19 protein-coding genes are annotated in these 23,771 nt (G+C 62.5%); 8 read left to right on the top strand and 11 right to left on the bottom strand.

The genetic code is table 11. The features are described 5' to 3' along the window. The first annotated feature begins 60 nt into the window (after positions 1–60). Positions 61–914 (top strand): IS5 family transposase gene (locus F6X61_RS19225; protein ID WP_153787961.1). Its coding sequence is split into 2 segments (ribosomal slippage): positions 61–415 and positions 415–914, totalling 855 coding nucleotides; the frame shifts between segments, so codons are not numbered across the junction. Positions 915–917: 3 nt separating this feature from the next. Here the strand turns inward: F6X61_RS19225 and F6X61_RS19220 are convergent. Next, positions 918–1,832: a LysR family transcriptional regulator gene (locus tag F6X61_RS19220; RefSeq protein ID WP_153787960.1), complete on the bottom strand. Its 915-nt coding sequence runs from the start codon at positions 1,830–1,832 to the stop codon at positions 918–920. Positions 1,833–2,040: 208 nt separating this feature from the next. On the opposite strand from F6X61_RS19220, the gene F6X61_RS19215 reads away from it, so the two are divergent. Both F6X61_RS19215 and F6X61_RS19210 read left to right on the top strand, forming a co-directional pair. Then, complete coding sequence (locus tag F6X61_RS19215) at positions 2,041–3,063, top strand: zinc-dependent alcohol dehydrogenase family protein (RefSeq protein ID WP_153787959.1); 1,023 nt, start codon at positions 2,041–2,043, stop codon at positions 3,061–3,063. A 383-nt stretch (positions 3,064–3,446) separates the two neighbouring features. Then, a complete protein-coding gene (locus F6X61_RS19210; RefSeq protein ID WP_153787958.1) occupies positions 3,447–4,856 on the top strand; it encodes a hypothetical protein in 1,410 nt (469 codons plus the stop codon). A gap of 187 nt (positions 4,857–5,043) precedes the next feature. Here the strand turns inward: F6X61_RS19210 and F6X61_RS27300 are convergent, their stop codons facing one another. Further along, complete coding sequence (locus tag F6X61_RS27300; RefSeq protein ID WP_256671385.1) at positions 5,044–5,340, bottom strand: hypothetical protein; 297 nt, start codon at positions 5,338–5,340, stop codon at positions 5,044–5,046. 27 nt (positions 5,341–5,367) lie between these two features. Here F6X61_RS27300 and F6X61_RS19205 point away from each other — a divergent pair, with 27 nt between their 5' ends. The 4 genes from F6X61_RS19205 to F6X61_RS19190 all read left to right on the top strand — a co-directional run bounded on the left by F6X61_RS19205 (position 5,368) and on the right by F6X61_RS19190 (position 11,601). Then, a complete protein-coding gene (locus F6X61_RS19205) occupies positions 5,368–7,353 on the top strand; it encodes a TonB-dependent siderophore receptor (RefSeq protein WP_256671384.1) in 1,986 nt (661 codons plus the stop codon). A gap of 140 nt (positions 7,354–7,493) precedes the next feature. Next, positions 7,494–8,006, top strand: coding sequence for a sigma-70 family RNA polymerase sigma factor (locus F6X61_RS19200; protein WP_153787956.1), 513 nt, complete (start codon positions 7,494–7,496; stop codon positions 8,004–8,006). Beyond that, positions 8,007–8,981, top strand: a complete 975-nt coding sequence (locus F6X61_RS19195) for a FecR domain-containing protein (RefSeq protein WP_256671383.1) — start codon at positions 8,007–8,009, stop codon at positions 8,979–8,981. It begins immediately after the preceding gene. A 190-nt stretch (positions 8,982–9,171) separates the two neighbouring features. Beyond that, positions 9,172–11,601 (top strand): TonB-dependent receptor, encoded by a 2,430-nt coding sequence (locus F6X61_RS19190; protein WP_153787955.1) that lies wholly within the window; start codon positions 9,172–9,174, stop codon positions 11,599–11,601. A gap of 15 nt (positions 11,602–11,616) precedes the next feature. Here F6X61_RS19190 and F6X61_RS19185 read toward each other — a convergent pair whose 3' ends face one another. The 9 genes from F6X61_RS19185 to F6X61_RS19145 form a co-directional block, all read right to left on the bottom strand. Continuing rightward, positions 11,617–13,140: a glycosyltransferase family 39 protein gene (locus F6X61_RS19185; RefSeq protein ID WP_153787954.1), complete on the bottom strand. Its 1,524-nt coding sequence runs from the start codon at positions 13,138–13,140 to the stop codon at positions 11,617–11,619. Between the two features lie 3 nt (positions 13,141–13,143). Continuing rightward, positions 13,144–13,416: a lipid-A-disaccharide synthase N-terminal domain-containing protein gene (locus F6X61_RS19180; protein ID WP_153787953.1), complete on the bottom strand. Its 273-nt coding sequence runs from the start codon at positions 13,414–13,416 to the stop codon at positions 13,144–13,146. Then, positions 13,413–14,156 carry a glycosyltransferase family 2 protein gene (locus F6X61_RS19175; protein WP_153787952.1) on the bottom strand — a complete coding sequence of 248 codons (744 nt, stop codon included), beginning with the start codon at positions 14,154–14,156 and terminating at the stop codon, positions 13,413–13,415. Before F6X61_RS19175 ends, F6X61_RS19180 begins: the two co-directional genes overlap by 4 nt. Before the next feature lie 35 nt (positions 14,157–14,191). Then, entirely contained in the window at positions 14,192–15,166 is a 975-nt protein-coding gene (locus F6X61_RS19170) for an NAD-dependent epimerase (RefSeq protein ID WP_153787951.1), read from the bottom strand. After that, complete coding sequence (locus tag F6X61_RS19165; protein ID WP_153787950.1) at positions 15,154–16,491, bottom strand: UDP-glucose/GDP-mannose dehydrogenase family protein; 1,338 nt, start codon at positions 16,489–16,491, stop codon at positions 15,154–15,156. Before F6X61_RS19165 ends, F6X61_RS19170 begins: the two co-directional genes overlap by 13 nt. Before the next feature lie 298 nt (positions 16,492–16,789). Continuing rightward, positions 16,790–17,002, bottom strand: a complete 213-nt coding sequence (locus tag F6X61_RS19160) for a hypothetical protein (protein WP_153787949.1) — start codon at positions 17,000–17,002, stop codon at positions 16,790–16,792. After that, entirely contained in the window at positions 16,995–20,171 is a 3,177-nt protein-coding gene (locus F6X61_RS19155) for an efflux RND transporter permease subunit (protein ID WP_153787948.1), read from the bottom strand. Before F6X61_RS19155 ends, F6X61_RS19160 begins: the two co-directional genes overlap by 8 nt. 83 nt (positions 20,172–20,254) lie before the next feature. After that, positions 20,255–21,430 (bottom strand): efflux RND transporter periplasmic adaptor subunit, encoded by a 1,176-nt coding sequence (locus F6X61_RS19150; protein WP_153787947.1) that lies wholly within the window; start codon positions 21,428–21,430, stop codon positions 20,255–20,257. 74 nt (positions 21,431–21,504) lie between these two features. Continuing rightward, entirely contained in the window at positions 21,505–22,713 is a 1,209-nt protein-coding gene (locus F6X61_RS19145) for an MFS transporter (RefSeq protein WP_153787946.1), read from the bottom strand. A gap of 134 nt (positions 22,714–22,847) precedes the next feature. On the opposite strand from F6X61_RS19145, the gene F6X61_RS19140 reads away from it, so the two are divergent. After that, entirely contained in the window at positions 22,848–23,750 is a 903-nt protein-coding gene (locus F6X61_RS19140) for a LysR family transcriptional regulator (protein WP_153787945.1), read from the top strand. Positions 23,751–23,771: the final 21 nt, after the last annotated feature.

Raw genomic sequence — 23,771 nt, 5'->3', positions numbered from 1 at the left:
AGCGCCTCTGGAGGCCGGATTTTACGTAGAGTTCTCGCCTTTTAGGCGAAGGATTCTGCCATGCCCAAGCGCTACGAATTTTCTGAAGCAGACTGGGATTTAGTCGCTGATCTTTTTACAACTTATCGACGTGCCGGACGCCCAAGAGTCGATGATCGCTTGATGTTGAATGGCGTGTTGTGGGTACTTTGCTCCGGTGCGGCATGGCGAGACATGCCAGAGCGATTCGGCCCTTGGTCCACTGTCTATCAGCGCTTTCGAGATTGGCGAAATCAGGGCACCTTCAACAAGATGCTCAAACGTCTGCACGTCAAACTCAACGCTCAAGGCTTGATCGACCTGGACACCTGGTGCATTGACTCAACGGCAGTCAAAGCGACCCGAGCCTCATCTGGGGCAGGCAAAAAAGGGGGGCGGAAGAACCGGCGGACCACGCACTTGGGAGAAGTCGGGGCGGGCTAACAACGAAAATTCACATGGTCTGCGACACTCGAGGTGTGCCGCTGCACTTCATCCTTTCGGGCGGACAAGCCAGCGATATCTCCCACACCCAACCGTTGCTGGACGGAGTCCACATTCCCAATGAACGAGGTAGGTCGCGCAAGCGATGCCGCAAACTGATTGCTGACAAGGGCTACGACGCGGAGTCTCTCCGGCAGTACTGTGATCGCTATCGCATGCAACCTGTGATTCCCTATCGGGTCATGAAACGCAAACCTAAACCGGGTTTGCCGCGCCTATTCGATAAACCCAAGTATCGGGAACGGAACGTTATCGAGCGGCTATTTGGCTGGTTGAAAGAGCATCGCCGTCTGGCGACCCGTTACTGCAAGCTCGCGAAAAGCTATACGGCGATGGTCACGCTGGCCTGCTGGCGGCGGTGTCTAAGACATTACTTTTCGTACAGAACCTAAGAGTCACAGGCTGTCCGGATCCCCGAAGAACATTTGTATCCGCGACCTGAGCCAGCGCTCCGCCGGGTCATTGTCCTGCGCCCCCCGCCAGGCCATGTGCAACTCGAAACTGCGCACGTCCAGCGGCAGGTCCTCAGCCCGCAACCCGCCCGCAGCAGTGAGCGCATCCGCGGTGTAGTCCGGCACCGTGGCGACGATATCGGTCCCCGCCAGCAAACTCCCAAGGCCATTGAACTGCGGCACCGCCAGCACCACATGGCGCTTGCGGCCGATTTCGTCCAGTGCTTCATCGATGAAACCGGACAAGTCGCCGGCAAACGACACCAACGCATGGGGCCGGGCGCAGAAGTCATCCAGGGTGATGCTGCCGGGCATGCTATCGGCGCGCAGCAGCTTGGGCATGCTGCGGCGCAGCACCTTGCGTTTGGCGTTGGCAGGCAGGTCGCTGGTGTAGCTCACGCCCACCGAGATTTCCCCCGAAGCCAGCAACGTTGGCATGAGCAGGTAATTGACCCTGCGAACAACCAGCACAATGCCGGGGGCCTCGGCGCGGATACGCTTGAGCAGTTGCGGCAGCAGGGCGAACTCGGCGTCGTCGGACAGGCCGATGCGGAACACCGCGTTGCTGGTGGCCGGGTCGAACTCGGCGGCGCGGCTGACCGCCGTGGAGATCGAGTCCAGGGCTGGCGAGAGCAGGGCGAAGATCTCGTGGGCGCGGGCCGACGGCTCCATGCTGCGGCCGGTGCGCACGAACAGCGGGTCGTCGAACAGGCTGCGCAGGCGCGACAGCGCGGCGCTGATGGCCGGCTGGCCGAGGAACAGCTTTTCGGCGGCGCGGGTCACGCTGCGTTCGTGCATCAGGGTTTCGAACACGATCAGCAGGTTGAGGTCTACGCGACGCAAGTCGTTACGATTCATTCGATGCGGCTCGCCAGTCAGTGGGGCAGGGGTGAATCTTAAGGCCAAAGGCTGTTACCCTGCACCGATTTGTGGGAGCCAATGCGCAGATTTGCCTGGGGCCCAATCAATGACAGGCATGTCGACTATTAACGGCCACTGATGGCCCAAAGCGCAAAGCCCGGATAAAGTCCGTGGTAATACGAGATTCACACAGGCGAGGTATGCGATGTCCCGCATGATCCGTTTCCACAAGTTCGGCCAGGCCGATGTGCTCCTTTGCGAGGAGCAGTCCGAACCGTCCCCGGCGGCCGGCGAGGTGCAGGTGCGCGTCGAGGCGATCGGCATCAGTTGGTACGACGTGCTCTGGCGGCAGAACCTGGCACCTTCCCAGGCGCGCCTGCCAGCCGGCATCGGCCATGAAATGGCCGGTGTGGTCATGGCGGTTGGCGAAGGGGTGGACGACATTGCAGTGGGCGACCGGGTCGCCAGCTTCCCGGCCACCAGCCCCAATGATCACCCTGTCTATGGTGATGTGATCGTGCTGCCGCGCAGCGCCATCACCCGTTACCCCGATGTGCTGACCCCGATCGAAGCCAGCGTGCACTACACGCCGCTGCTGATCGCGTATTTCGCCTATGTCGACCTGGCCCGGGCCAAGGCCGGGCAGACCGCGCTGGTCACCGATGCCAGTCACTGTGCAGGGCCGGCTTTCGTGCAACTGGGCAAGGCCCTGGGGCTGAAGGTGTTCGCCGCCACCAAGGAGCCCGAGCAGCGTGAATACCTGCTCGGTCTGGGGGCGGACAAGGTGATCGTCACCGAAGAGCAAGACTTGGTCCTGCAGATCGGCAAGTACACCAATGGCCGTGGCGTGGATATGGTCCTCGACGGTATGGGCGGGCCGCAGATGTCGCTGCTCGGCGACGTGCTGGCACCGCGCGGCAGCCTGGTACTGTATGGCCTGCAGGGTGGCAACCAGACGCCGTTCCCGGCTTGCGCGGCGTTCCAGAAGAACATCCAGTTCCATGTGCACTGCATCGGCAACTTCACTGGCAAGCCGGAGCTGGGCATCGCCCAGGACCAAGTCGCCCTGCAGCGTGCGTTGCGCGACATCAACCAGTTCACCGCCGACCAACTGCTGACCCCGCAGATCATCAAGGTGTATCCGTTCGACCAGGTGGTCGCTGCCCATCGCCATATGGACGAATGTCCGTGTGGTGGGCGTGTGGTGTTGGATATGGCGGTGAGCTGATCATCAGCGACTGCTGCCATTATGAAAAAGCCCGAGCAATGTCTCGGGCTTTTTTTCGGATGCGTCCTACGGAGATATAAGATAATTTGCACAAAACGTAGTGGATGTTGCGAGTTAGCCCACTGCAACTTCAATAAAGTGTTCTTTGCCCGGGTTATTCATGATTTTTATGTCTCGGCTTGTCAGCATGTTTGTGTCGGGCCAATGACCGCGACCACAGGGCGCATTGGCACTGGCCCATGGCCTGTCCAGCGATAATCACCGAGGTATTAATCCTCTATTGTCTTTCCTGTTTTTAGGAAATTTCCTTCAAGATCGGGGTTTTATTCATCTGCCAAACTCTGCTTTTGGATCTGATCCGATCAGAAAGATGGAGTGATTACATGAACAATACCCATGACCAGGCCATGCACTATGTATATCAACAAGTATTGCAACGTATCTTCGAGCATTTGAATCAGGCGCAGCGCGCTTCCATTGCGCTATTGATGCAACGGTTGCTGGTGATCGCTGGCGGCCATGCGCAGATCGCTGATCTGCGTCTGGTGCTGTTACACGGTGGCGACCAGCGCAGCGCCCATTTGCTCGCCTACCTGCGCGCGGCGCAATTGAGCATCGCTGTTCGCCATCATGCAACCTTCCGCCTGCGTGTGCTCATTGCCAGGTCGCCCGGGCTGGATCGCGCGACGCTGGCCAGCCATGAGCGCTGCTTCAGTGCCTTGTTCCTGCATGACGACCCACGGGTGGAGTTGCTGCTCAGCGATGGTGAGCGGCTGGCGCCATTCATTACCGGCGAACCCAGTGGCGGCGGGCAGTTGGGCGATGTCGGCAAGGCCTGGCTGCTATTCGGTCATCTGTGTGGCGGGCAGCCCGATGCATTGCTCGGGGGGCAGGCTTATTTGATGCTGGCAGAAGGGCTGAACCAGGCGCTGACCGTTGCCGATCCAGAGGGTGGCGTCGATGCCTTGGTCACGGTGGTACCGGCCGGGCAGCGCCGTCGTTTGCTGGCCTGGGCCCGGCGCTGCCTGAGCCAGGCCAGCGATGCTTCACCACCGGCGCTGCCCCAGTGTGCACGGGTGCTGACGCAGCACCTGGCACAACTGCGCTACAGGCTGGACGAGCCTGCGCCGTCAGTGCAGGTTGCACCGCTACCCCAGGCTGTACGCCCCCTGCATGTGGTCGCGGTGGATGACCTGCTGCAGATGGACGAGGTGGCCTCACTCGAGCACATGCTGGGCCGTCGGGAGGTGCTGCCGTGTCAACTGCAGGGGCCGGCGGGCCTGTTTGATCCGCTGGCGCTAGCGCATCTGCATGGGTTGCATGGGCAGTATGTGAACCTGCTTGGCTATCGCGAGGGCGTACAGGGGTTGCTGCAGCGCCTGGGCCAGAGTCAGTTGGCTTGGCCTGAGGAGTACGGCTTGCAGGCGCAGGCCAGCTTTGCCCAAGCCTATGGGGTGACCGAAGAGCAACTGGTCTGCCTGCTGCTCACGCCGTTCGAGGCGCGGGGGCGCAACCTCGAGCGTTATGTGCAACGTTGTCACCCACGCATGCGGGTGGCGTTGCCTTACCTGCACCGGGCGTTGCAGGGGCGCCCTTGCCCGGCGGCGGTAAGCCGATGGCTGGTGGATGTCAGCGGGTTGGAACTGGAGCATCTGCGGGCGCTGTACACCGGTACGCTGCCTGCGCAGGTGAGCCTGCAGGCCCAGGTGCTGGCGCGGCGTGACCTATGGTTGCGGATGTTGCTGCGCCAGGAGCAGGCGCAGGTTGACCCACAGCGCCAGCGTCATGGCTGACCGCGGTGCTCAGGGCCTGGGCAAGAGCTTGTGCGGCATGAACTGACGGGCCGGCGAGAACAGTCGGTTGAATGTCAGCAGTACCGCGCAAACCGTGCCGAGCGTTGACCGAACCGGCGGCAAGGCAATGAAAGCCTTGCCGCTACTGTGCTGACATGTGGCGATAAGTGTTACCAAATATATGTAACTAAACATATGTAACTTGATTTGTGACATATAAAGTTACTTGGCGTAAATTTTGTAAATGAACTTTGTTCAATAAAACATCGCAAATAGGATTGCGCATCATTTCATAGGTGATGGCAATCAAATGGCAAGCACTCCAACAACAACCCGCAGCGCGCAATCTCCACATCTTTACACTGCCCTTGGCCTTGCCCTGGCGTCCTGTTCGACCGCAAGCCTGGCGCAAACCGCCGATGCCGGTAAAAACAAGTCGGGCTCGATCCTTGAACTGGACGCGACCGATGTAAAAGGTGTTCATCAGGCCGAGACTTTCAAAGTGGATGAAATGTCTTCACCGAAGTTCACCGCACCGCTGCGCGAAGTGCCCAAGTCCATCACCATCATCAACGAAGCCTTGATCAAGGAGCGCGGCGCCACCTCGCTGACCGACGTACTGCGTACCACCCCAGGCATTACCCTGGGCGCGGGCGAGGGCGGCACGCCACTGGGCGACCGGCCGTTCATCCGCGGCTTCGAAGCCAGTACCGATATCCAGATCGACGGCCTGCGCGACCTTGGCCGCATGTCCCACGAGGCGTTCAACGTGGAGTCGGTCGAGATCGTCAAGGGCCCGGGCTCGGCCTACAACGGCAGGGGCTCCACGGGTGGCTCGATCAACCTCGTGAGCAAGGCCGCCAAGGCCGAAGACTTCATCGCCGGCAGCGTCACGCTGGGTACCGACCAACTGTGGCGCAATACCCTGGACATCAACCAGTACCTGCCCGAGCAGGACCTGGCGTTTCGCCTGAACGCCATGAAGCACGAAGCCGATACCCCCGGCCGCGATGACGTCGAGGTCAAGCGCTGGGGCATCGCCCCGACCATTACCTGGGGCCTGCAGGGGCCGACGCGGGTCACGGCCAGCTACTATCACCTGGAAACCGATGACATTCCCGACCAGGGCCACCCGATTTCGTTGATCACCAACAAACCTGCGGATGTCGACCGGGACAACTTCTACGGGGTGGTTGACCGTGATTTCCGCAAGACTTCCGCCGACCTGGCCACCCTGCTGATCGAACATGAGTTCACCCCTGAGCTGACCGTGCGCAACACCCTACGCGGCGGGCGCAGCATGCAGAACTACGTGATGAGCCGCCCGGTGTTCGCCAACGTCGCGCAGGAACGCAACGGCCTGGTAGGTCGGGGGTTCCGGCCTCGCAACGTGGTCAACACCTCGGTGCTCAACCAGACCGACCTGTTCGGCACCTTCCACACCGGCGGCATCAAGCACAGCTATTCCGCCGGCCTGGAAGTCAGCCGCGAGACCATTACCGACAAGGACAAGCACGCTGGCAACAATGGCCGCCCGGGTAACCTGTACAACCCCAACCCGCACGACGGTGGCTGGACCTTGCTGCCGGGTACCGGGGAGGTCACCAGCAAGTACCAGACCGAGGTCAAGTCGCTGTACGCCTTCGACACCCTCGCGCTGCATGAACAGTGGGACCTGAACCTGGGGCTGCGCTACGACGACTACGACGTCAAGAACCGGGTCGAGGGCGGCGCCTCGTCGTCGAGCGAGCTGTGGAACTACCAGGTGGGCGTGGTGTTCAAGCCAATGCCCAACGGCAGCATCTACCTGTCCTACGGCACCTCGTCCAACCCATCGGGCGAGAACACTCAGTCCGGCGGCGCCGACGGTGCCGGGGCCGGCAACCTCAATGGCAACAAGGCCAACCTCGACCCGGAAAAGTCGCGCAGCGTCGAACTGGGGACCAAGTGGGATGTGTTCAACGAACAGCTGTCGCTGACCGCCGCGGTGTTCCGCACCGAGAAAACCAATGCTCGGGTGACCGACCCGATCAGCGGGCTGGTGGCCCTGGACGGCGACCAACGCGTGACCGGCATCGAGTTCGGCGTGACCGGCCGCATTACCGACGCCTGGGCGATCTGGGGCGGCTACACCTACCTGGATGCCGAAGTGGTGAAATCGGGCGGCGATGGCAGCAACGACGGCAACCGCTCCAAGTTCATCGCGCCGAACAGTTTCAGCCTGTGGTCGTCCTATGACCTGACCGACCGCTGGACCGTGGGCGCCGGGGCCAACTACATGGACCAGCGCTACATGAACGATGCCAACACCGTCAGCATCGATGACTACTGGCGCTACGACGCGATGGTGGCCTACAAGGTCAACAAGAACCTCGACCTGCAACTCAACCTGCTCAACCTGACCGACGAGACCATCTACGATGCCTCGCACGTCGGGCTGTTCGCCACGGTCGCACCAGGGCGTTCGGCGGAGCTCACGGCCAACTTCAGGTTCTGACCTGGGCTGCGTCGGCAGCGATCACCGCAAGGCGCCCGGTTGCAATCAACCGGGCGCCTTTCGTGTTCGGGCCTTGCCTTGCGGTCGGGGTGTAACTTAGCATTGCTAACAATTCTCAGTTACACAAAAAGAATCGCCCCATGAGCGAAGCCCAGGCTGTGCAAAACCCTCGACTATCTGCTGTCGAAGCGCTCTACAGCGCCCATCACGGATGGTTGTACAACCGCTTGCGGCGGCGCCTGGGCAACGCAATGGATGCGGCTGACCTGGCACATGACACCTTCGCGCGCATCCTGGCGTCGAAGGTCACGGTGTTCAACGAGCCCCGCGCCTATCTGAATTGCGTCGCCGGTGGCATCCTCGCCAACTGGTGCAAGCGCAAGTCGCTGGAGCGTGCCTACCTGGCGGCGCTGGAGCAGTTGCCGGCCCCCGAGGCGCCGTCGCCGGAAACCCGCTTGCTGATCCTGGAAACCCTGCATGAAATCGATGCGATGCTCGACAGCTTGCCGGCACTGGTCCGGCGGGCGTTCCTACTGTCGCAGTTGGCCGGCATGAAGTACGAAGACATCGCCGAGCAGCTCGGCGTCTCGCTGATCACCGTCAAGCGCTACATGAAACAGGCGTTTCTCCAATGCCTGAAGCTGGTTGACTGAGTGAGCGTCGAACACCCCCACGTTGAGCCTGACCCCGAAGCCCTGGCGGAGGCCGCCGAGTGGCTGATGTGCCTGAGCGACAGCGAGGTCACGGCAGAGCAGAAAGCTGAATGGGCGGCCTGGCGTAACAGCAGCGCCGGGCGTGCACAGGCCTGGGCGCGTGCCGAACTGCTGATGGGCAAGCTGGGTGGCTTGCCGCCGGCACTGTCGCTGTCGGCGCTGGATCGTCCAAGCGATCCGGGCCGGCGCCGGGCGATCACCCGCCTGGCAGTCCTGCTGGCCCTGGCGCCTGCAAGCTGGGCAGGTTGGCGGATGTACGGGCAAGGATGGGCAGCGGACTATCGCTCGGCGGTTGGCCAGCGCCGCGATGTCACCCTTGCCGACGGTACCCAGTTGATCCTCAACACCGACTCTGCGATTGACGTGCGCTTCGATGCCAACGAGCGTTTTATCCGTCTGTACCGTGGGGAGATCATGGTGCAGACCGCGCCGGATATCGTCGTCCCGGCGCGCCCGCTGCGGGTAGGGACCGGGGAAGGGGTGATGCAGGCTTTGGGCACACGCTTCAGCGTGCGAGAACGCGAAGGGCGCACCTATCTTGCGGTGCTCGAAGGGGCTGTGCGGGTGCAGCCCGCCAGCGCCGGACAGGCGCGGGGCCGGGTCGTGGCGGCTGGCGAGCAGGCCGATTTCGATGGCCAGGCCGTCGGCCCGAGCCAGGTGCTGGACAGCGCCGGCACGCTCTGGACCCAGGGCATGCTGCTGGCGGACAACATGCGGTTGGACGAGCTGCTGGGTGAATTGGCGCGTTACCAGCGTGGGTTCATCCGCTGTGACCGGCAGATCGCAGGCCTGCGGGTGTCAGGTGCGTTTCCGATCAGTGACAGGGGCCGCACCTTGGGGATGTTGCAGGCGACTTACGGGCTGGCGGTCGAGGAGCGCATGGGCGGGTATTGGACGCTGGTTTCTGCGCGGTAGGGCGGTTGGGGCTGCAAGGTGTTCGCCGTTAGATGTTCTGCGCCTGTCCTGCCCATGGGCTTCAAAACCAAATGGAATGTGCTTCAAACCGCCCCACAAAATTATTTCACCCCAAGCTGATACTTTTCCCGATCTCGATTGGCAACAGGAGCGAACCCTCTCCTTATCCGGTCACAAGGACCTTCCTGTCATGCCTGTTGCAAGCCGTCCCCACGCCGAGCGTGCGCTCGCCACCGCAGTCCGTAACGCCCTGTTGAGCCTGGCCCTGGTGGCCGGCGCCGCAGGCACCCAGGTGGCATTCGCGCAGCCCGAAAGCACCGTGGCCACCCAGACCTACGCCATCAGTCCCGGCCCGCTGGGCCGCGTGCTGTCCAGCTTTGCCGTGGCCTCGGGGATCGCCTTGTCTTTCGAACCGACGCTGACCGACGGCCTGCACAGCGCAGGCCTCAACGGCAGCTACTCGCTACAAGACGGTGCCGCCCGCTTGCTGGCCGGCAGCGGCCTTGAGCTGGTGGCTCTCGGCAACGGCAACTTCACCCTGGTCAAGCTGGCGCAGCAGGGCGATGGGCTGACGCTCGCCGCCACCAACATCGAAGCCAGCAGCCTGCGCCACGACAGCTTGCCGGAGGCCTTTGCCGGCGGCCAGGTGGCCCGCGGCGGGCGGCTGGGGATGCTGGGCAACAAGGACGTGATGGACACCCCCTTCAGCGTTACCAGCTACACCGCCAAGACCCTGGCCGACCTGCAGACGGTGACCGTGGCCGATGCCCTGGAGCGCGACCCGTCGGTGCGCTCCACCGGGCAGACCGGCGGCATTGTCGACTCGTTCTTCATCCGTGGCTTTCCGGTGGGCGAGGGCAACCTGGGTGAGCTGGCCTTTGATGGTGTCTACGGCGTTGCGCCCAACTACCGGGTATTCACCGAGTACGCCGAACGCGTCGAGGTGCTCAAGGGGCCCGGCGCGCTGATGTATGGCATCTCGCCCAACAGCGGTGTCGGCGGCGTGATCAACATCGTGCCCAAGCGCGCCCTGGCCGAGGACCTGACGCGCTTCACCGCCAGCTACAGCTCGGACAGCCAGGCCGGCGGCCACCTCGACATCAGCCGCCGCTTCGGCGAGGACAAACAGTGGGGCGTGCGTTTCAACGGCAGCCTTGCCCAGGGTGACACCGCCATCGACAACCAGCAGCGGGCCCTGGATATCGGCGCCATTGCCCTGGACTACAAAGGCGAGCGGCTGCGCCTGAACCTCGATTTCATCAGCCAGAAAGAAAAATGGGATGCCGCCTCGCGGCCCTTCACCGTGGCACCGGGCATCGATGTGCCGTCGGCCGCCAACGGCCGTACCAACCTGCCTCAGGATTGGGGTTGGTCCAACACCCGTGAGCAATCCGCGTTGCTCGGCGGCGAGTACGACCTGAATGATTCCTTGACGGTGTTTGCCCATGTCGGCGGCGGCAAGGCCGATGTAGAACGCATGTCCGATCAGGTGCCGAGAATCCTCAATGCGGCCGGCGATACCAGCAATATCCCCGGTTACTACAAGTTCAACGTCGACCGCTCCACCGCTGATGTGGGCCTGCGCAGCCTGTTCGAAACGGGCCCGGTCAACCACACGGTGACGGTCATGGCCACCCGTTACCAGGACGAGATGTCCCGCGGCATCAACAACGGCACGGCGATCCTGTCGAACATCTACCACCCGGTCGATGTGCCCAAGCAGCACATCAATGCACCGAAGGTATTGCGCATTTCCGAGTCCGAGCTGACCGGCCTGGCCGTGACCGACACCTTGGCAGTGCTCGATGACCGGCTGCAGCTGACCCTGGGCGTGCGTCGACAGGACATCGAATCGCGTAACTACAACGCGGCCGGCGCAGTGTCGTCGCGCTACGACGACAGCGCCACCACGCCCGTGGTCGGGGTGGTGGTCAAGCCGTGGGAGAACGTCTCGTTCTACTACAACTACGTCGAGGGGCTGAGCAAGGGCGACATCGCGCCGGCCACGGCCGCCAACGCCGGTGAAGCCTTCGCGCCCTACACCAGCAAGCAGCATGAGTTGGGCGTGAAGTTCGAACGCGACAGCTTCATGACCACCCTGGCGCTGTTCCAGATCGAGAAACCCAGCGGCGAGCTGGGTGCCGGCAACCAGTTCTCGGTACAGGCAGAACAGCGTAACCGTGGCGTCGAGCTGAGCATGTTCGGCGAAGTCAGCCCGGGCGTGCGCCTGATGGGCGGCGTGACCGCGATGGACGGCAAGCTGACCGACTCGGCCACCGCCGCCAACAAAGGCAACAAGCCGGTGGGCGTGCCTGAACTGCAGGCCAACCTGTGGGGCGAGTGGGATACACCCTGGCTGTCAGGCTTCACCCTGACCGGTGGCACGATCTACACCGCCAACCAGTACATCAACCAGGCCAACACCCAGGAGCTCGACGCCTGGACCCGCTTCGATGTCGGCGGCCGCTACACCACCCGTATCGGCGGGCACCCGACGACGTTCCGGGCGACGGTGCAAAACGTGTTCGACCGTGAATACTGGTCCGGCGTGGCGTCCTATGGCGCGATCTCGCCCGGTTACCCGCGCACCCTGCAGCTGTCTGCCACGGTGGATTTCTAACCCCACGGCGAGCTGCTATCGGGGCAGGGCGCCCCAGGCAAATGGGTAGACCTGTTTGGGGGTGGCCGGCTGGCATTGACCGGTGTCGGCATCGGCGCCCACCACATACCACTCGGCGCGCGAGGTATCGCCCAGCTTGCGTGCCTTGTCGGCACTGAAGCAGCGGCCCAGCTCGGTCGCCGGCAGCAGGGCGAACGCGGCGGGGTGCTGGCGCAACCAGTAGGCGGCCGTGTCTGCGGAAGAGCGGTTGGCAAAACCGAAGTGCACGATCGGCTGGCGGGCGAACAGCCAGTGCCCCTCGCGCCAGTTGACCAGCACCAGTTCGGCGCCGCCGGTGGCACGGGCGGCATCGGTCATCAGGGTTTCATGGGGGTTGCGGCCCTCCTTGATCGGCTCGACCAGGCCGCGTACGAACCACAGGCAGAACCACACCACGGCGATCACGGCAAACACTTTGCGCCAGCCTGGCCGGCGCTGGAACCAGCGCTTGAGCAACCAGGGCAGCAAGGGTGCGATGGCCAGCACCAGGCCGGGCAGCGCCGGGAAGATGTAAATCTTGCGCTTGCCGCTGCTGAGGCTGAAGAACACCAGCACCAGTGCCACCCAGCCGAGCAGCACCAGCAAGCGCCCGTCATGCTTGAGCAGTTGCCGGCGCCAGGCCGGTACCAGCCAGGGCAGGGCGAGGATCAGCGGCAGCCAGTACTTGGGGATGACCTTGGCGAAGAAGTACCAGAACGGCTCGCGGTGGTCCCAGGCATTGGCATAGCGGTTGGCGGTCTGGCGCAGCAGGATCTCCTTGAGGTACGCAAGCTCCGCCGCGCCGCCGCCATGGGCGATGGTCACCAGCAGTGGCAGCAGCCACACCGCGCAACCGGCCAGCAACCACGCCAGCCCCAGGCTCCAGCGCCAGCCCTGGCCAGGCATGGCCACCACGCCACGCCAGTTATGCCGAACTGCCCAGGCATAGGGCAGCAGCATCAGCGCCGGGACAAAGCCCACCCCTTTGCTGATGATGCCCAGGCCCATGGCCGCACAGCCCATGTAGAACCAGCCCCAGGCCGGGCCCAGCAGCAGGTGGCGAAGCAAACCGTAGAAACCCAGCGCAACCCACAATGCGAGGAAACTGTCGATCTGCCCGGTGCGCAGGATGCTGTAGCTCTGGTAGGTGGCCAGGAACAGCAAGGCGGCGATGCAACCGATGCGCTTGTTCCACAGGCGCCGGCCCAGGTCGTACAGCACCGCCGTGGTGGTGGCTGCCGAGAGCAGGCCGGGCAGGTACAGGGCGACCTTGGGCAAGCCGGTCAAGGCGCTGAACAAGGCCACGGTCCACATGAACAAGGGCGGTTTGTCGCCGTAGATTTCGGCGGCACGGTGCGGGATGAACCAGTTGCCGCTCTGCAGCATTTCCAGGGCGACACCGAGGAAGCGTTCTTCGTCGACGTTCATCGGCTGGCGCCAGCCGATGCCGGCACCGACCAGCAGCAACGCCAGGGCGACCAGCGCCAGGCATTGGGCTGTGGGGGTTGTGAACCTGGGCAAGGGCTATTCCTTCTGTTCTTTGAACCGGGCGATCAGCTGCAGGTTGCGCAGGTAGACCAGAAAGCCGAAGGCTTGGCCGATGATGAACACCGGGTCCTGGCGGTAGATGGCGTAGGTCAGCAGCAAGGCACTGCCGAGCATGCTCAGGTACCAGAAACCCACCGGGATCACGCTGCGGCGCTTGTACTCGCTGTACAGCCACTGCAGCACGAAGCGGCCGGTGAACACGGCCTGGCCGGTGAAGCCGAGGATCAGCCAGAGGGTTTCGCGGGTCATCCTTCGAGCTCCTGCGGGCGGGTGCCGAGGCGGGTGCGGCGGATCAGCCACCAGACCCCGAACAGGTCGAGAATGCCCACCAGGGCGCGGTCCAGGTTGCCGTACTTGGAGCTGCCGGCGTGACGCGGCCGGTGGTTCACCGGGTGCACCAGCATGCGGCCGTTGTGGCGCAGGATCAGCGCCGGGATGAAGCGGTGCATGTGGTCGAAGTAGGGCAGGCGCAGGAAGGCGGCGCGCTCGATCAGCTTCAGCCCGCAACCGGTGTCCGGGGTGGCATCCTTGAGCAGGCGGCTGCGCAGGCCGTTGGCGAAGCGCGAAGCCCAGCGTTTGCTGGCGGTGTCGCGGCGGTTGACCCGGTGCCCGGCCACCAGCTTGATGCCGCCGGCCAGGTCTTCGCTGGCACGCGCCAGCGCGAGCATCCCAGGGATATCCGCCGGGTCGTTCTGGCCGTCGCCATCCAGGGTTGCCAGCCAGCGACCGTGGGCGGCTTGGGCGGCGTGCCAGAGCGAAGTGCTCTGGCCCAGGCAGCGTTCATGGTGGAGGACGCGCAGTTGTTCAAAGCCTTGGGTACGCAGTTGCTGCAGCACGGCCAGGGTCGGGTCGCTGCTGCCGTCATCCACTACCAGGACCTCATAGCGCTCGTCTTGCAGCGCGTTGCGGATTTCCGCCAGCAGCGTCGGCAGGTTTTCAGCTTCGTTCTTTGCCGGAATCAGTACCGAAAGGTCTATCTGTTCAGTCATCGGGCCTGCCTGTGTTCTTGTTGTGAGTGCGTGGTTCAAGTCCGGTAGAAGTCCCGGTACCAGCTGACGAATTGGCTGACGCCCTGCTCGATCGAAACCTTGGGGGTGTAATCGATCCACTGCGCCAAGGAAGAAATGTCCGCCCAGGTTTCATGCACATCACCGTCCTGGAACGGCAGGTAATTGCGCGTTGCCGGGATGCCCAGGGCCTGTTCCAGGCACTCGACGAAGTGCAGCAGCCTGACCGGTTGGCCGCGGCCGATATTGAACAGTTGGCAGGGCGGTTGGCCTTCGGCCGGCTGTGGTGGTTTGCCGCGCAGGCGCTGGATGCTTTCGACGATGTCGTCGATGCAGGTGAAGTCCCGTGCCATCCGGCCGTGGTTGTAGACCTCGATGGGCCGGCCTTCGAGCATGGCCTGGGTGAACTTGAACAGCGCCATGTCCGGGCGCCCCCAGGGGCCATACACGGTAAAGAAGCGCAGGCCGGTGACGGGGATGCGGTACAGGTGCGCGTAGGTGTGCGCCATGAGCTCGTTGGCGCGCTTGCTCGCGGCGTATAGCGAAACCGGCTGTTCCACCGGGTCCTCGACGCTGAACGGCAGCTTGGCGTTGGCGCCGTACACCGAACTGCTGGAGGCATAGATCAAGTGGCTGGTGGGGTGCCAGCGGCAGGCTTCGAGGATGTTCAGAAAGCCGATCAGGTTGGCCTGGCCATAGGCCTTGGGGTTGTCCAGCGAGTAACGCACCCCGGCTTGGGCCGCCAGGTGGATGACCTCGCTGAAAGGCTGCCTGGCGAACAGCTGGAGCAGGGCGTCCGAATCGGCAATGTCCAGCCGCTGGAAGCGGAAGTTCGGCCACTGGGCCAGCTGTTGCAGGCGCGCCTGCTTGAGCTCGACGCTGTAGTAGTCGTTGAGGTTGTCGATGCCGACCACCTCCAGGCCTTCCTGGCACAGGCGCTGGGCGAGGTGAAAGCCGATGAAGCCCGCGGCGCCGGTGATCAATACGGGCATGGCGGCTGCACCTGGCCACGGCCGATGCCGTAGTAAGTCAGGCCGGCGGCGGTCATGTGCTCGGGCTCGAACAGGTTGCGCCCATCGAACACCACCCGGTCGGCCAGCAGCTGCGGCACCTGGTCCAGGTTCAGCACCCGGTAGTCCTGCCACTCGGTAACGATCACCAGCGCATCGGCGCCCTGCAGCGCATCGTCCTTGCACGGCACCAGCTGCAGGTCGGCACGCTCGCCGTAATGGCGTTGGATTTCCTCCATGGCCTGCGGGTCGTGGGCCTGCACCCGGGCGCCCGCGGCCCAAAGAGCTTCGAGCAGGACCCGGCTGGAGGCCTCGCGAATGTCATTGGTATTGGGCTTGAACGACAGCCCCCACAAGGCGAAGACCTTACCGCGCAGGCCATCGGGGTAGTGCCGGGCGATCTTGGCGTACAGCCGGTTCTTCTGTCGCGCGTTCACCGACTCGACCGCGCGCAGCAGTTGCGGCTCGAAGCCTTCGGCCTCGGCGCATTTGCTCAGGGCCTGCAGATCCTTGGGGAAGCACGAGCCGCCGAAGCCGCAGCCGGGGTAGATGAAGTCGTAGCCGATGCGCGGGTCCGAGCCGATGCCACGGCGGACCATCTCGATATCCGCGCCCAGGTGCTCGGCCAGGTTGGCCATTTCATTGATGAAGGAGATCTTCGTCGCCAGCATGCAGTTGGCGGCGTACTTGGTCAGCTCGGCGCTGCGCGCATCCATGACCATGAGTTTTTCCCGGTTGCGGCTGAACGGCAGGTACAGCTCGCGCAGCAGCTCAAGCTCGGCCGGCCCGGCGCCACCGATGATGATGCGCTCCGGGCGCATGCAATCGTCGACCGCCGAACCTTCCTTGAGAAATTCCGGGTTGCTGATCACCCGATAGTGCTCGGCATTGGCGACCGCCTGGCGGATGCGCGCCTTGATGCGGTCGACCGTGCCGACCGGCGCGGTGGATTTGTTGACGATGATCTTGGGGCCGTCAGCATGTTCAAGGATGTTGTCGACCACCGCGAATACATGCCTGAGGTCGGCGCTGCCATCGGCCTGGGGCGGGGTGCCGACCGCGATGAACAGCAAGGGGGCGAAATGGGTCGCCTTGGCTGCGTCGGTGGTGAAGCTCAAGCGGCCACAGGCCAGGTTCCTTTTCAGCAGTGAGGCAAGGCCCGGCTCGTAGAGGGGGCAATGGCCCTGGCTCAAGGTGGCGACCCGCTCGACGTCAACATCCATGCACAGCACCGAATGCCCCACCTGGGCCAGGCATGCCGCCTGGACGAGGCCCACATAACCCGTACCGAAAACCGTAACCTTCATCTCGCAGCTCCATGACCGAATTCGGGCGGGCCGTTACCCATGCCGAGGTACCTGGTGAGCAGGCTGAAAAAAAATGTCACAGTCTTGTTTAAGGTTTGTTACTGCACCTGGCGTACGGCGGGTTACCAAGCGCGCGACCCCGTTGGCGGCCAACGGATTCTGAAAAGGGGACCAGGTTTTGTACGAAAAGTATGGTCATCCGCGGATGTGGGAGCGGGCTTGCCCCGCGATCTGCCGCAATGCGGCAGCTTGCGGCATCTTTGACACTATTTGAATCGGGTAAAGGAGCGCATCGCGCTCAATCGCGGGGCAAGCCCGCTCCCACGGGGTCTTCAAACCCCTGCCAGAAAAGCTTCTCGTTGCTGGCCACCGCTCTGTCTGGAGCGTCACCCGGCGCTTGATCGTGGGTAAAGTGCTGAAACTGCGCCGGGCTCGGGGCCTGGTAGTCCGGGCCCACTGTGCAAGCACTGAGCAGCGCTGCCAGGGTAAAGAGTCCTGCCAGCTTACTCATGTGGCTTTCCTTGCAATTGTGCATCAGCCTTTTCCGGCATGCCTTCAAAGCGCTTGGCCAGCGTCCTCAGGGCAACATAGAACACCGGGGGCAGCAGCAGGCCGAACAGCGTCACACCAATCATTCCGGTAAACACCGTAATGCCCATGACGTTACGTACTTCGGCACCCGCTCCCGTCGCCAGCACCAGCGGCACGACACCAGCGATAAAGGCCACCGAGGTCATGATGATCGGACGCAGACGCAGACGGCATGCTTCCAGTGCTGCGCGGACCGTATCGCGACCCTGCATTTCCAGTTCGCGCGCGAACTCGACGATCAGGATCGCGTTCTTGCATGCCAGCCCCATCAACACCACCAATCCGACCTGGACGAAAATGTTGTTGTCGCCTCCGACCATCCATACACCGAACAGCGCCGCGAGTAGGCACATGGGTACGATCAGGATCACCGCCAGCGGCATCACCCAGCTTTCATACAGCGCAGCAAGCACCAGAAACACCAGCAGCAGCGCCAGCGGGAACACCACCATCGCCGCATTGCCCTGGGTCACTTGCGCAAAGCTAAGATCAGTCCATTCCAGCGTCATGCCAGCTGGCAGCACCTCATCCGCCACGGCCATCACTGCGGCAAGGGTCTGCGCTGAAGAAAGGACGGCCGGATTCGACTGGCCAATCAGGTCGGCCGCCGGATAGCCGTTGTAGCGGATCACCGGGTCTGGCCCAAAAGTCTCACGCAGCGTCACCATGGTGCTGAGCGGCACCATTTCGTTATTCGCGTTGCGCGTATAAAGGTGGTCAAGGTCACTGGGGTTGTCACGGAACTGCGCATCCGCCTGGGCCATTACCCGGTAGGTGCGGCCGAACAGATTGAAGTCGTTGATGTATTGCGAGCCGAAATACAACTGCAGGCCGGCGAACAGGTCATTGAGCCGCACCCCTTGTGCCTTGGCCTGCATGCGGTCTACATCGGCATCCAGTTGCGGCACGTTGGCTTGGTACGAGCTGAACGGGTAAACCATGCCGGGCGTTTCGCTCAGCGCCCGGGCCAGCTTGTCGGTCGCAGTCTGCAGTGCGCCGTAACCGGCGCCTCCCCGATCCTGGATATACAGCGAGTAGCCCGCGCCCGCGCCCAGACCAAACACCGGCGGCGGCATAAAGGTAATCGCAAAGCTTTCCTTGATGCCGCCCAACTGGGCGTTGAGGTCATCCGAGATCGCCTGCGCGGTACGCTCGCGTACGTCGAAGTCTTCGAACAGAATAAACACGGTGCCTACGTTAGGCGTGTTGGCGCCCTGCAGCGCATTGAAACCAACCAAGGCCACAGCGTGCTTTACGCCTTCAGTTTTCATCGCCATTTCACTGACTCGCCGGGCAACCGCTTCGGTCCGATCCAGCGATGCCCCTTCGGGCAAGCGAATACTGCCGATCAGGTAGGTTTTGTCCTGGCTCGGAATAAAACCGCCAGGCACCTGGGTGAACATCAATGCGGTACCACCGAGTAGCAAGAGATATACCCCGAAGACCAATCCCCGACGGCTCAGACTACGGCCAACCAGCACCTCGTAGCGCTGCGCACAGCGCAGGAAGAAGCGATTGAACGGACGGAATATCCAACCAAACAGCCGGTTGATGACGCGCGCCGGCAGATCTGGCGGTGCACCGTGCGCTTTCAGCAAAACCGCCGCCAGAGCGGGTGACAGTGTCAGTGAGTTGATCGCCGAAATAACCGTGGCGACGGCAATGGTCATCGCGAACTGACGGTAGAACTGGCCAGTGATACCGTCCAGAAATGCCATGGGTACGAACACCGCGCAGAGCACCAGGCTGATGGCCACGATCGGCCCGCTGACTTCGCGCATCGCCTCATGCGCGGCGGCCACTGGCGCGAGGCCGGCCTCGATATTGCGCTCGACGTTCTCCACCACCACGATGGCATCGTCGACCACAATGCCGATGGCCAGCACCATCGCGAACAGCGTCAGCGTATTGATCGAAAAGCCCATCATCAGCAGCACCGCAAAAGTACCGACGATAGATACCGGCACCGCCAGCAGCGGAATCAAGGATGCGCGCCAGGTCTGCAGGAACAGGATCACCACCAGAACCACCAGCGCGACCGCTTCAAGCAGGGTAAGCATCACTGCCTTGATGGAGGTACTGACAAACACGGTGGGGTCGTAGACCACTTTCCAGCTCAGGCCTTTGGGGAAATCCGCCTGCAGCTCGCTCATTTTCGCGCGCACGGCGGCCGACACATCCAGAGCATTGGAGCCCGGGGCCTGGAAGATCGGAATATCTACCGCCTGACGGCCGTTCAGTAATGCCCTCAAGGCGTCTTGCGACGGAGCCAGTTCGATGCGTGCGACGTCCTTGAGAAGCGTGACTTCGCCTTGCTCACCGGTTTTCAAGACGATCTTGCCAAACTCTTCGACGGTTTCCAGGCGGCCTTGGGCGTTGATCGAAAGCAGCATGTCCGAGCCATCCGGCATCGGCGGCGCACCGATCTGGCCAGCCGACACCTGGATGTTCTGCTCGCGTACGGCGGCACTGATATCACCTGCCGTAATGCCCAGCCCAGCAGCGCGCTGCGGGTCTATCCACAGGCGCATGGAATAATCGCCCGAACCATTCAGGCCCGTCCGGCCTACACCGGGAATGCGCGCCAGTTCGTCACGGATATGCAGTACCGCGTAGTTGCGCATGTAGGTGGCGTCCAAGCTGTCATCCGGCGAAGTCAGGTGCACCGCCATCATCAGATTCGGCACCTGTTTCTGGGTGGTCACACCCAGTTGACGTACATCTTCGGGTAATCGCGGCAGCGCCTGGGATACCCGGTTCTGCACCTGGACCTGGGCTTGGTCAGGATCAGTGCCCAGCGCAAAGGTCACGGTCAGTGCCAGGCTGCCATCGCTGCCGGCAACTGATTTCATGTAGATCATGTTCTCGACGCCGTTAATGGCTTCTTCCAATGGCGTGGCCACGGTCGTGGAAATGGTCTTGGGGTTGGCTCCCGGATAGCTGGCAGTGACCAGCACGCTGGGCAGCACTACCTCGGGATACTCACTGACCGGTAGCAGCGGGATGCTGATCAACCCGACCACAAAGATAATGATCGACAGCACCGAGGCGAAAATCGGCCTGTCTACGAAGAAGCGCGAAAAATTCACGGCAACAGCCTCCCGAAACGCGCCCGGAAGGCGCGTCCGTATCAGTCAGATAAAGAAACAAAGCTAGAAGGAGAGCTACTGCCTTACAGCGCTTTCGAGCTTACAACCGGGTCTGTGGTACGAGGCACGGGATGCGCGCTGCTGCGCATATCAACCGACTGCGGCACCACCTCGATGCCGGGGAACAGAATCTTCTGCAACCCGTTGACCACTACACGCTCACCTTCGGCCAGGCCATCGGTAATGACCAGCAGGCCATCGATTCGACGGCCAGTTTTGACAACGCGCCGTTCGGTCCGGTTGTCCTCACCCAACACATAGAGGTAGCGGCGATCCTGATCGGTCATTACAGCTTTCTGATCGACCAGCAATGCGGCACTTGCAGAGGCCACCGGCATTTCTACCCGGGCAAACTGCCCCGGACGCAGGGCGCCGTCCGGATTCGCCACCTGCGCGCGGTACTGCAGGGTGCCGGTGCGGGTGTTGTACTGGTTATCAACGAAGTCGAGTCGACCTTCGAAGGGAAAGTCGTCCTTACCCGTCAACCCGATACGCACCGGCACACGCTGGCCGTGTGGATTGTCTTGCACAGTCTGTTGGTCGCTTTCGAAGTAAACGTAGAGCGGGTCGACCGATACCAGCGTTGACAGCAGGGTACTGTCCGCCGTGGCCAGATTGCCCCGGGTCACCTGGGCACGACCGATACGACCGCTCACTGGTGCCTTGACCTGGGTGTACTCCAGATCCAGTTGTGCGCTTTTCAGCGCTGCGGCAGCCGCATTGACTGCTGCCTGCGCCGTGTTCCTGGCCGCTTTGCGCTGCTCGAACTCCTCGCGGGAGATCGCCCGATGCTCCCACAGTCGGTCAGCCCGCGCCGCTTCACTGCCGGCCAGGGTCAATTGGCTGCGCATGCGCGCCAGTTCGGCCTGGGCCAGTTGCTCACGGGCTATGTAGGGGCGCTGATCAATGACGAAGAGCACGTCGCCCTCGCTGACCAGCTCGCCTTCTGCAAAGGCGACCTGATCGATATAACCGCTGACCCGCGGCCGCAGTTGCACAGTTTGCGGCGCTTCGACCCGGCCGCTGAATGCACCCCAGAGCGTCACGCGTTCGGCCTGGACCTCGGCGACTTCAACCTCTGGCTTTGGCGCTGTTGGTACGGTTTTGTCCTGGCTGTGGGAGTCGCAGCCAGCCACGAGGGCCGACAACAGGGCGCCAAGCAGAGACGCTTTGGCTGCCTCGAAGGTGATTGCTTGCATGTGGTTCTCACTTCCCGTCGAGGGATCGCTGATCTGAATCGTTCTGGCTGCTTTAACCCGTGCACAGGAACAGACTATTTGCGGGGTTGCAGCAGCGTCAGTCCGACAGTCAACGAAGCAAGAATGGCAGTCAGTGTGATAGGCCCCATGGCGCCATAGGTGTCCACGACATAGCCGCCGACAACCGCGCCAGTCGTGATGGCGATCTGGAAGGAGGTGATCATCAAACTCCCCGCTGCCTCCAGTGAGTCGGGCGCGGCGCGGGACAGGTTGATCGGAAGCACCACCGGCGCCATGCCGAAAGCCAGGCCCCACAATGCAGCGAAGGCGAAGGCAACGTCCAGGCGCATGCCCCAAATGACCAACGCGAGTGCCGCAAACGCCATCAGCACTGCGGTGGACATGACAGCTGTGTGGATATTGGTGTCGGCCATACGGCCACCTGCAACGTTACCCACCACTGCGGCGATACCAAAACCGAGCAGCGCAAGGGCAATCGGCCCGGTTTCAAGATGAGTAATCTGTTCGAAGAAGGGGCGCAGATAGACCGAGCCCGCAAAATGTCCGGTCATCAGCAAAAGGATCACCAGCATGCCGAGCTGAATGCCGCGCCTGCGTGTCAGCCCCAGGACATCGCCAAGGCTGTTGCTGGTGGATGCGGGCAGTGCTGGCAGGGCGAGCCACTGCATGACCATCGCCAGCAAGGCAAGCCCAGCAGTCATCGCCATGGCGCTGCGCCAGCCCAACCAGTCGCTGATCAATGCCCCCATCGATGGCGCGGCAATGGTGGCGAGTGAAACACCGAGGGTGACGATAGACATCCCTCGACCCGTCGCGTTGGTGCCCACCAGCCGCGCGACGACGGCGAATGAAAGCGCCCAGAATCCACTGAGGGCGATCCCCAGCCCGGCCCGGCCGATCAAGATCTGCCAGAACTCGGTGCCCAAAGCCGCCAGCAGGTTGGAGAGGATAGCCAGGGCCATGAGGCCGATCAGTACTGTCTTGCGGTTCAATCTGCCGATCAGCACATTGCTCAACAGCGCCATGACGGCGCCGACAGATGCTGTGGCCGTGACGACCTGGCCTGCCGTTCCCTCACTGATGCCGAGATCGCGTGCCATGGGCGTCAACAGGCCCGCCGGCAAAAACTCGGCGGACACCAGAGCGAAGCTGGTAGCCGCCATGGAACTGACTGCGAACCAGGTTTTCAGGCTCCACCTGGCTGGCGCCTCGGTATCAAGGTCTAGCAGCTCGCCATCAAGCTGTAATGTTTTGTCAGTCATCGAGGTTTTCCAGTATTTCCAGGTCGTCGTGAGAAAAACGGTGCCGAGAGAACCTTGGCCAGCGCAATGTAGACACTCTCAATCTGGAGAACTAGACTGCCGATTAACAAGTAAGTATCTCGGAATATGAAATTATGGATCGGATCGAAGCCATGGGTGTCTTCGTCGCTGCCGCAGATGAAGGAAGCCTTTCAGCCGCAGGGCGGCGACTGCGCATGCCACTTCCTTCGGTCAGCCGAAAACTTGCTGATCTGGAGGCTCACCTGGGTGTGAGGTTGATGACCCGGTCGACGCGACAATTGACGTTAACGGATGCGGGTCGTGATTATCTGAGCGCGTCTCGCGAGATCTTGGACCGTGTGGCCGAGGCCGAAAGAGCAGCGATCGGCGGCAGCATGAATCCGCGGGGCGAACTGGTCATCGCCGCACCATTGATGTTCGGGCGCGAGCATGTGCTGCCGATTGTCACGGAGCTCTTGAATCGGTCCGACGATATGGATGTTCGCCTGGTGCTCAGCGACAGCAACGCGAACCTGTTGGAGGAGAACATCGATGTGGCCGTGCGCATTGGCACTCTGCCCGACAGCGGTTTGACAGCCCGGCAGGTAGGGGAGATCACCACGGTGGTGTGCGCCAGCCCCGCATACCTTAAGCAGCATGGGACACCGAAGGTCCCCTCCGATCTGCGTAATCATGAGTGCGTGACCTTCTCCGGCCTCACATCACCACAGGCATGGTCGTTTTCCAGCGCCAAGGGCACGACACGGGTGCCGATCCGTTCTCGCTTATCCGTGAACACAGCCGATACTGCGGTGGCCGCCGCCACGAATGGCCTGGGCATCACCCGAGTGCTTTGCTATCAGGCCGCTTCACAGTTCGCGCAGAACTCACTGGTCCGCCTGTTGAGGGAGTACGAACCCACGCCATCTCCGGTGAACTTGCTCTATGCACACCAAGGTAGACTGCCAGCTAAGACGCGTTGCTTCCTGGCGCTTGCGGCCGAACGTCTCGAACAGGTGCTGATCGTGAACAAATGATTTACAGGGTGGGGCTCGGGA

This window comes from Pseudomonas sp. EMN2, assembly GCF_009650555.1.
Classification (GTDB): Bacteria; Pseudomonadota; Gammaproteobacteria; order Pseudomonadales; family Pseudomonadaceae; genus Aquipseudomonas; species Aquipseudomonas sichuanensis.
This window is presented reverse-complemented; position numbering and strand designations above follow the sequence as displayed.

Excerpts from the sequence above, each read along its gene's own strand:
- F6X61_RS19220 (WP_153787960.1), bottom strand. The coding sequence starts at position 1,832 with ATGAATCGTAACGACTTGCGTCGCGTAGACCTCAACCTGCTGATCGTG.
- F6X61_RS19215 (WP_153787959.1), top strand. The coding sequence starts at position 2,041 with ATGTCCCGCATGATCCGTTTCCACAAGTTCGGCCAGGCCGATGTGCTC.
- F6X61_RS19210 (WP_153787958.1), top strand. The coding sequence starts at position 3,447 with ATGAACAATACCCATGACCAGGCCATGCACTATGTATATCAACAAGTA.
- F6X61_RS27300 (WP_256671385.1), bottom strand. The coding sequence starts at position 5,340 with ATGAACACCTTTTACATCGGTCGCGTCCAGTTCAAGGATCGAGCCCGA.
- F6X61_RS19205 (WP_256671384.1), top strand. The coding sequence starts at position 5,368 with ATGTCTTCACCGAAGTTCACCGCACCGCTGCGCGAAGTGCCCAAGTCC.
- F6X61_RS19200 (WP_153787956.1), top strand. The coding sequence starts at position 7,494 with ATGAGCGAAGCCCAGGCTGTGCAAAACCCTCGACTATCTGCTGTCGAA.
- F6X61_RS19190 (WP_153787955.1), top strand. The coding sequence starts at position 9,172 with ATGCCTGTTGCAAGCCGTCCCCACGCCGAGCGTGCGCTCGCCACCGCA.
- F6X61_RS19180 (WP_153787953.1), bottom strand. The coding sequence starts at position 13,416 with ATGACCCGCGAAACCCTCTGGCTGATCCTCGGCTTCACCGGCCAGGCC.
- F6X61_RS19175 (WP_153787952.1), bottom strand. The coding sequence starts at position 14,156 with ATGACTGAACAGATAGACCTTTCGGTACTGATTCCGGCAAAGAACGAA.
- F6X61_RS19170 (WP_153787951.1), bottom strand. The coding sequence starts at position 15,166 with ATGCCCGTATTGATCACCGGCGCCGCGGGCTTCATCGGCTTTCACCTC.
- F6X61_RS19165 (WP_153787950.1), bottom strand. The coding sequence starts at position 16,491 with ATGAAGGTTACGGTTTTCGGTACGGGTTATGTGGGCCTCGTCCAGGCG.
- F6X61_RS19160 (WP_153787949.1), bottom strand. The coding sequence starts at position 17,002 with ATGAGTAAGCTGGCAGGACTCTTTACCCTGGCAGCGCTGCTCAGTGCT.
- F6X61_RS19150 (WP_153787947.1), bottom strand. The coding sequence starts at position 21,430 with ATGCAAGCAATCACCTTCGAGGCAGCCAAAGCGTCTCTGCTTGGCGCC.
- F6X61_RS19145 (WP_153787946.1), bottom strand. The coding sequence starts at position 22,713 with ATGACTGACAAAACATTACAGCTTGATGGCGAGCTGCTAGACCTTGAT.
- F6X61_RS19140 (WP_153787945.1), top strand. The coding sequence starts at position 22,848 with ATGGATCGGATCGAAGCCATGGGTGTCTTCGTCGCTGCCGCAGATGAA.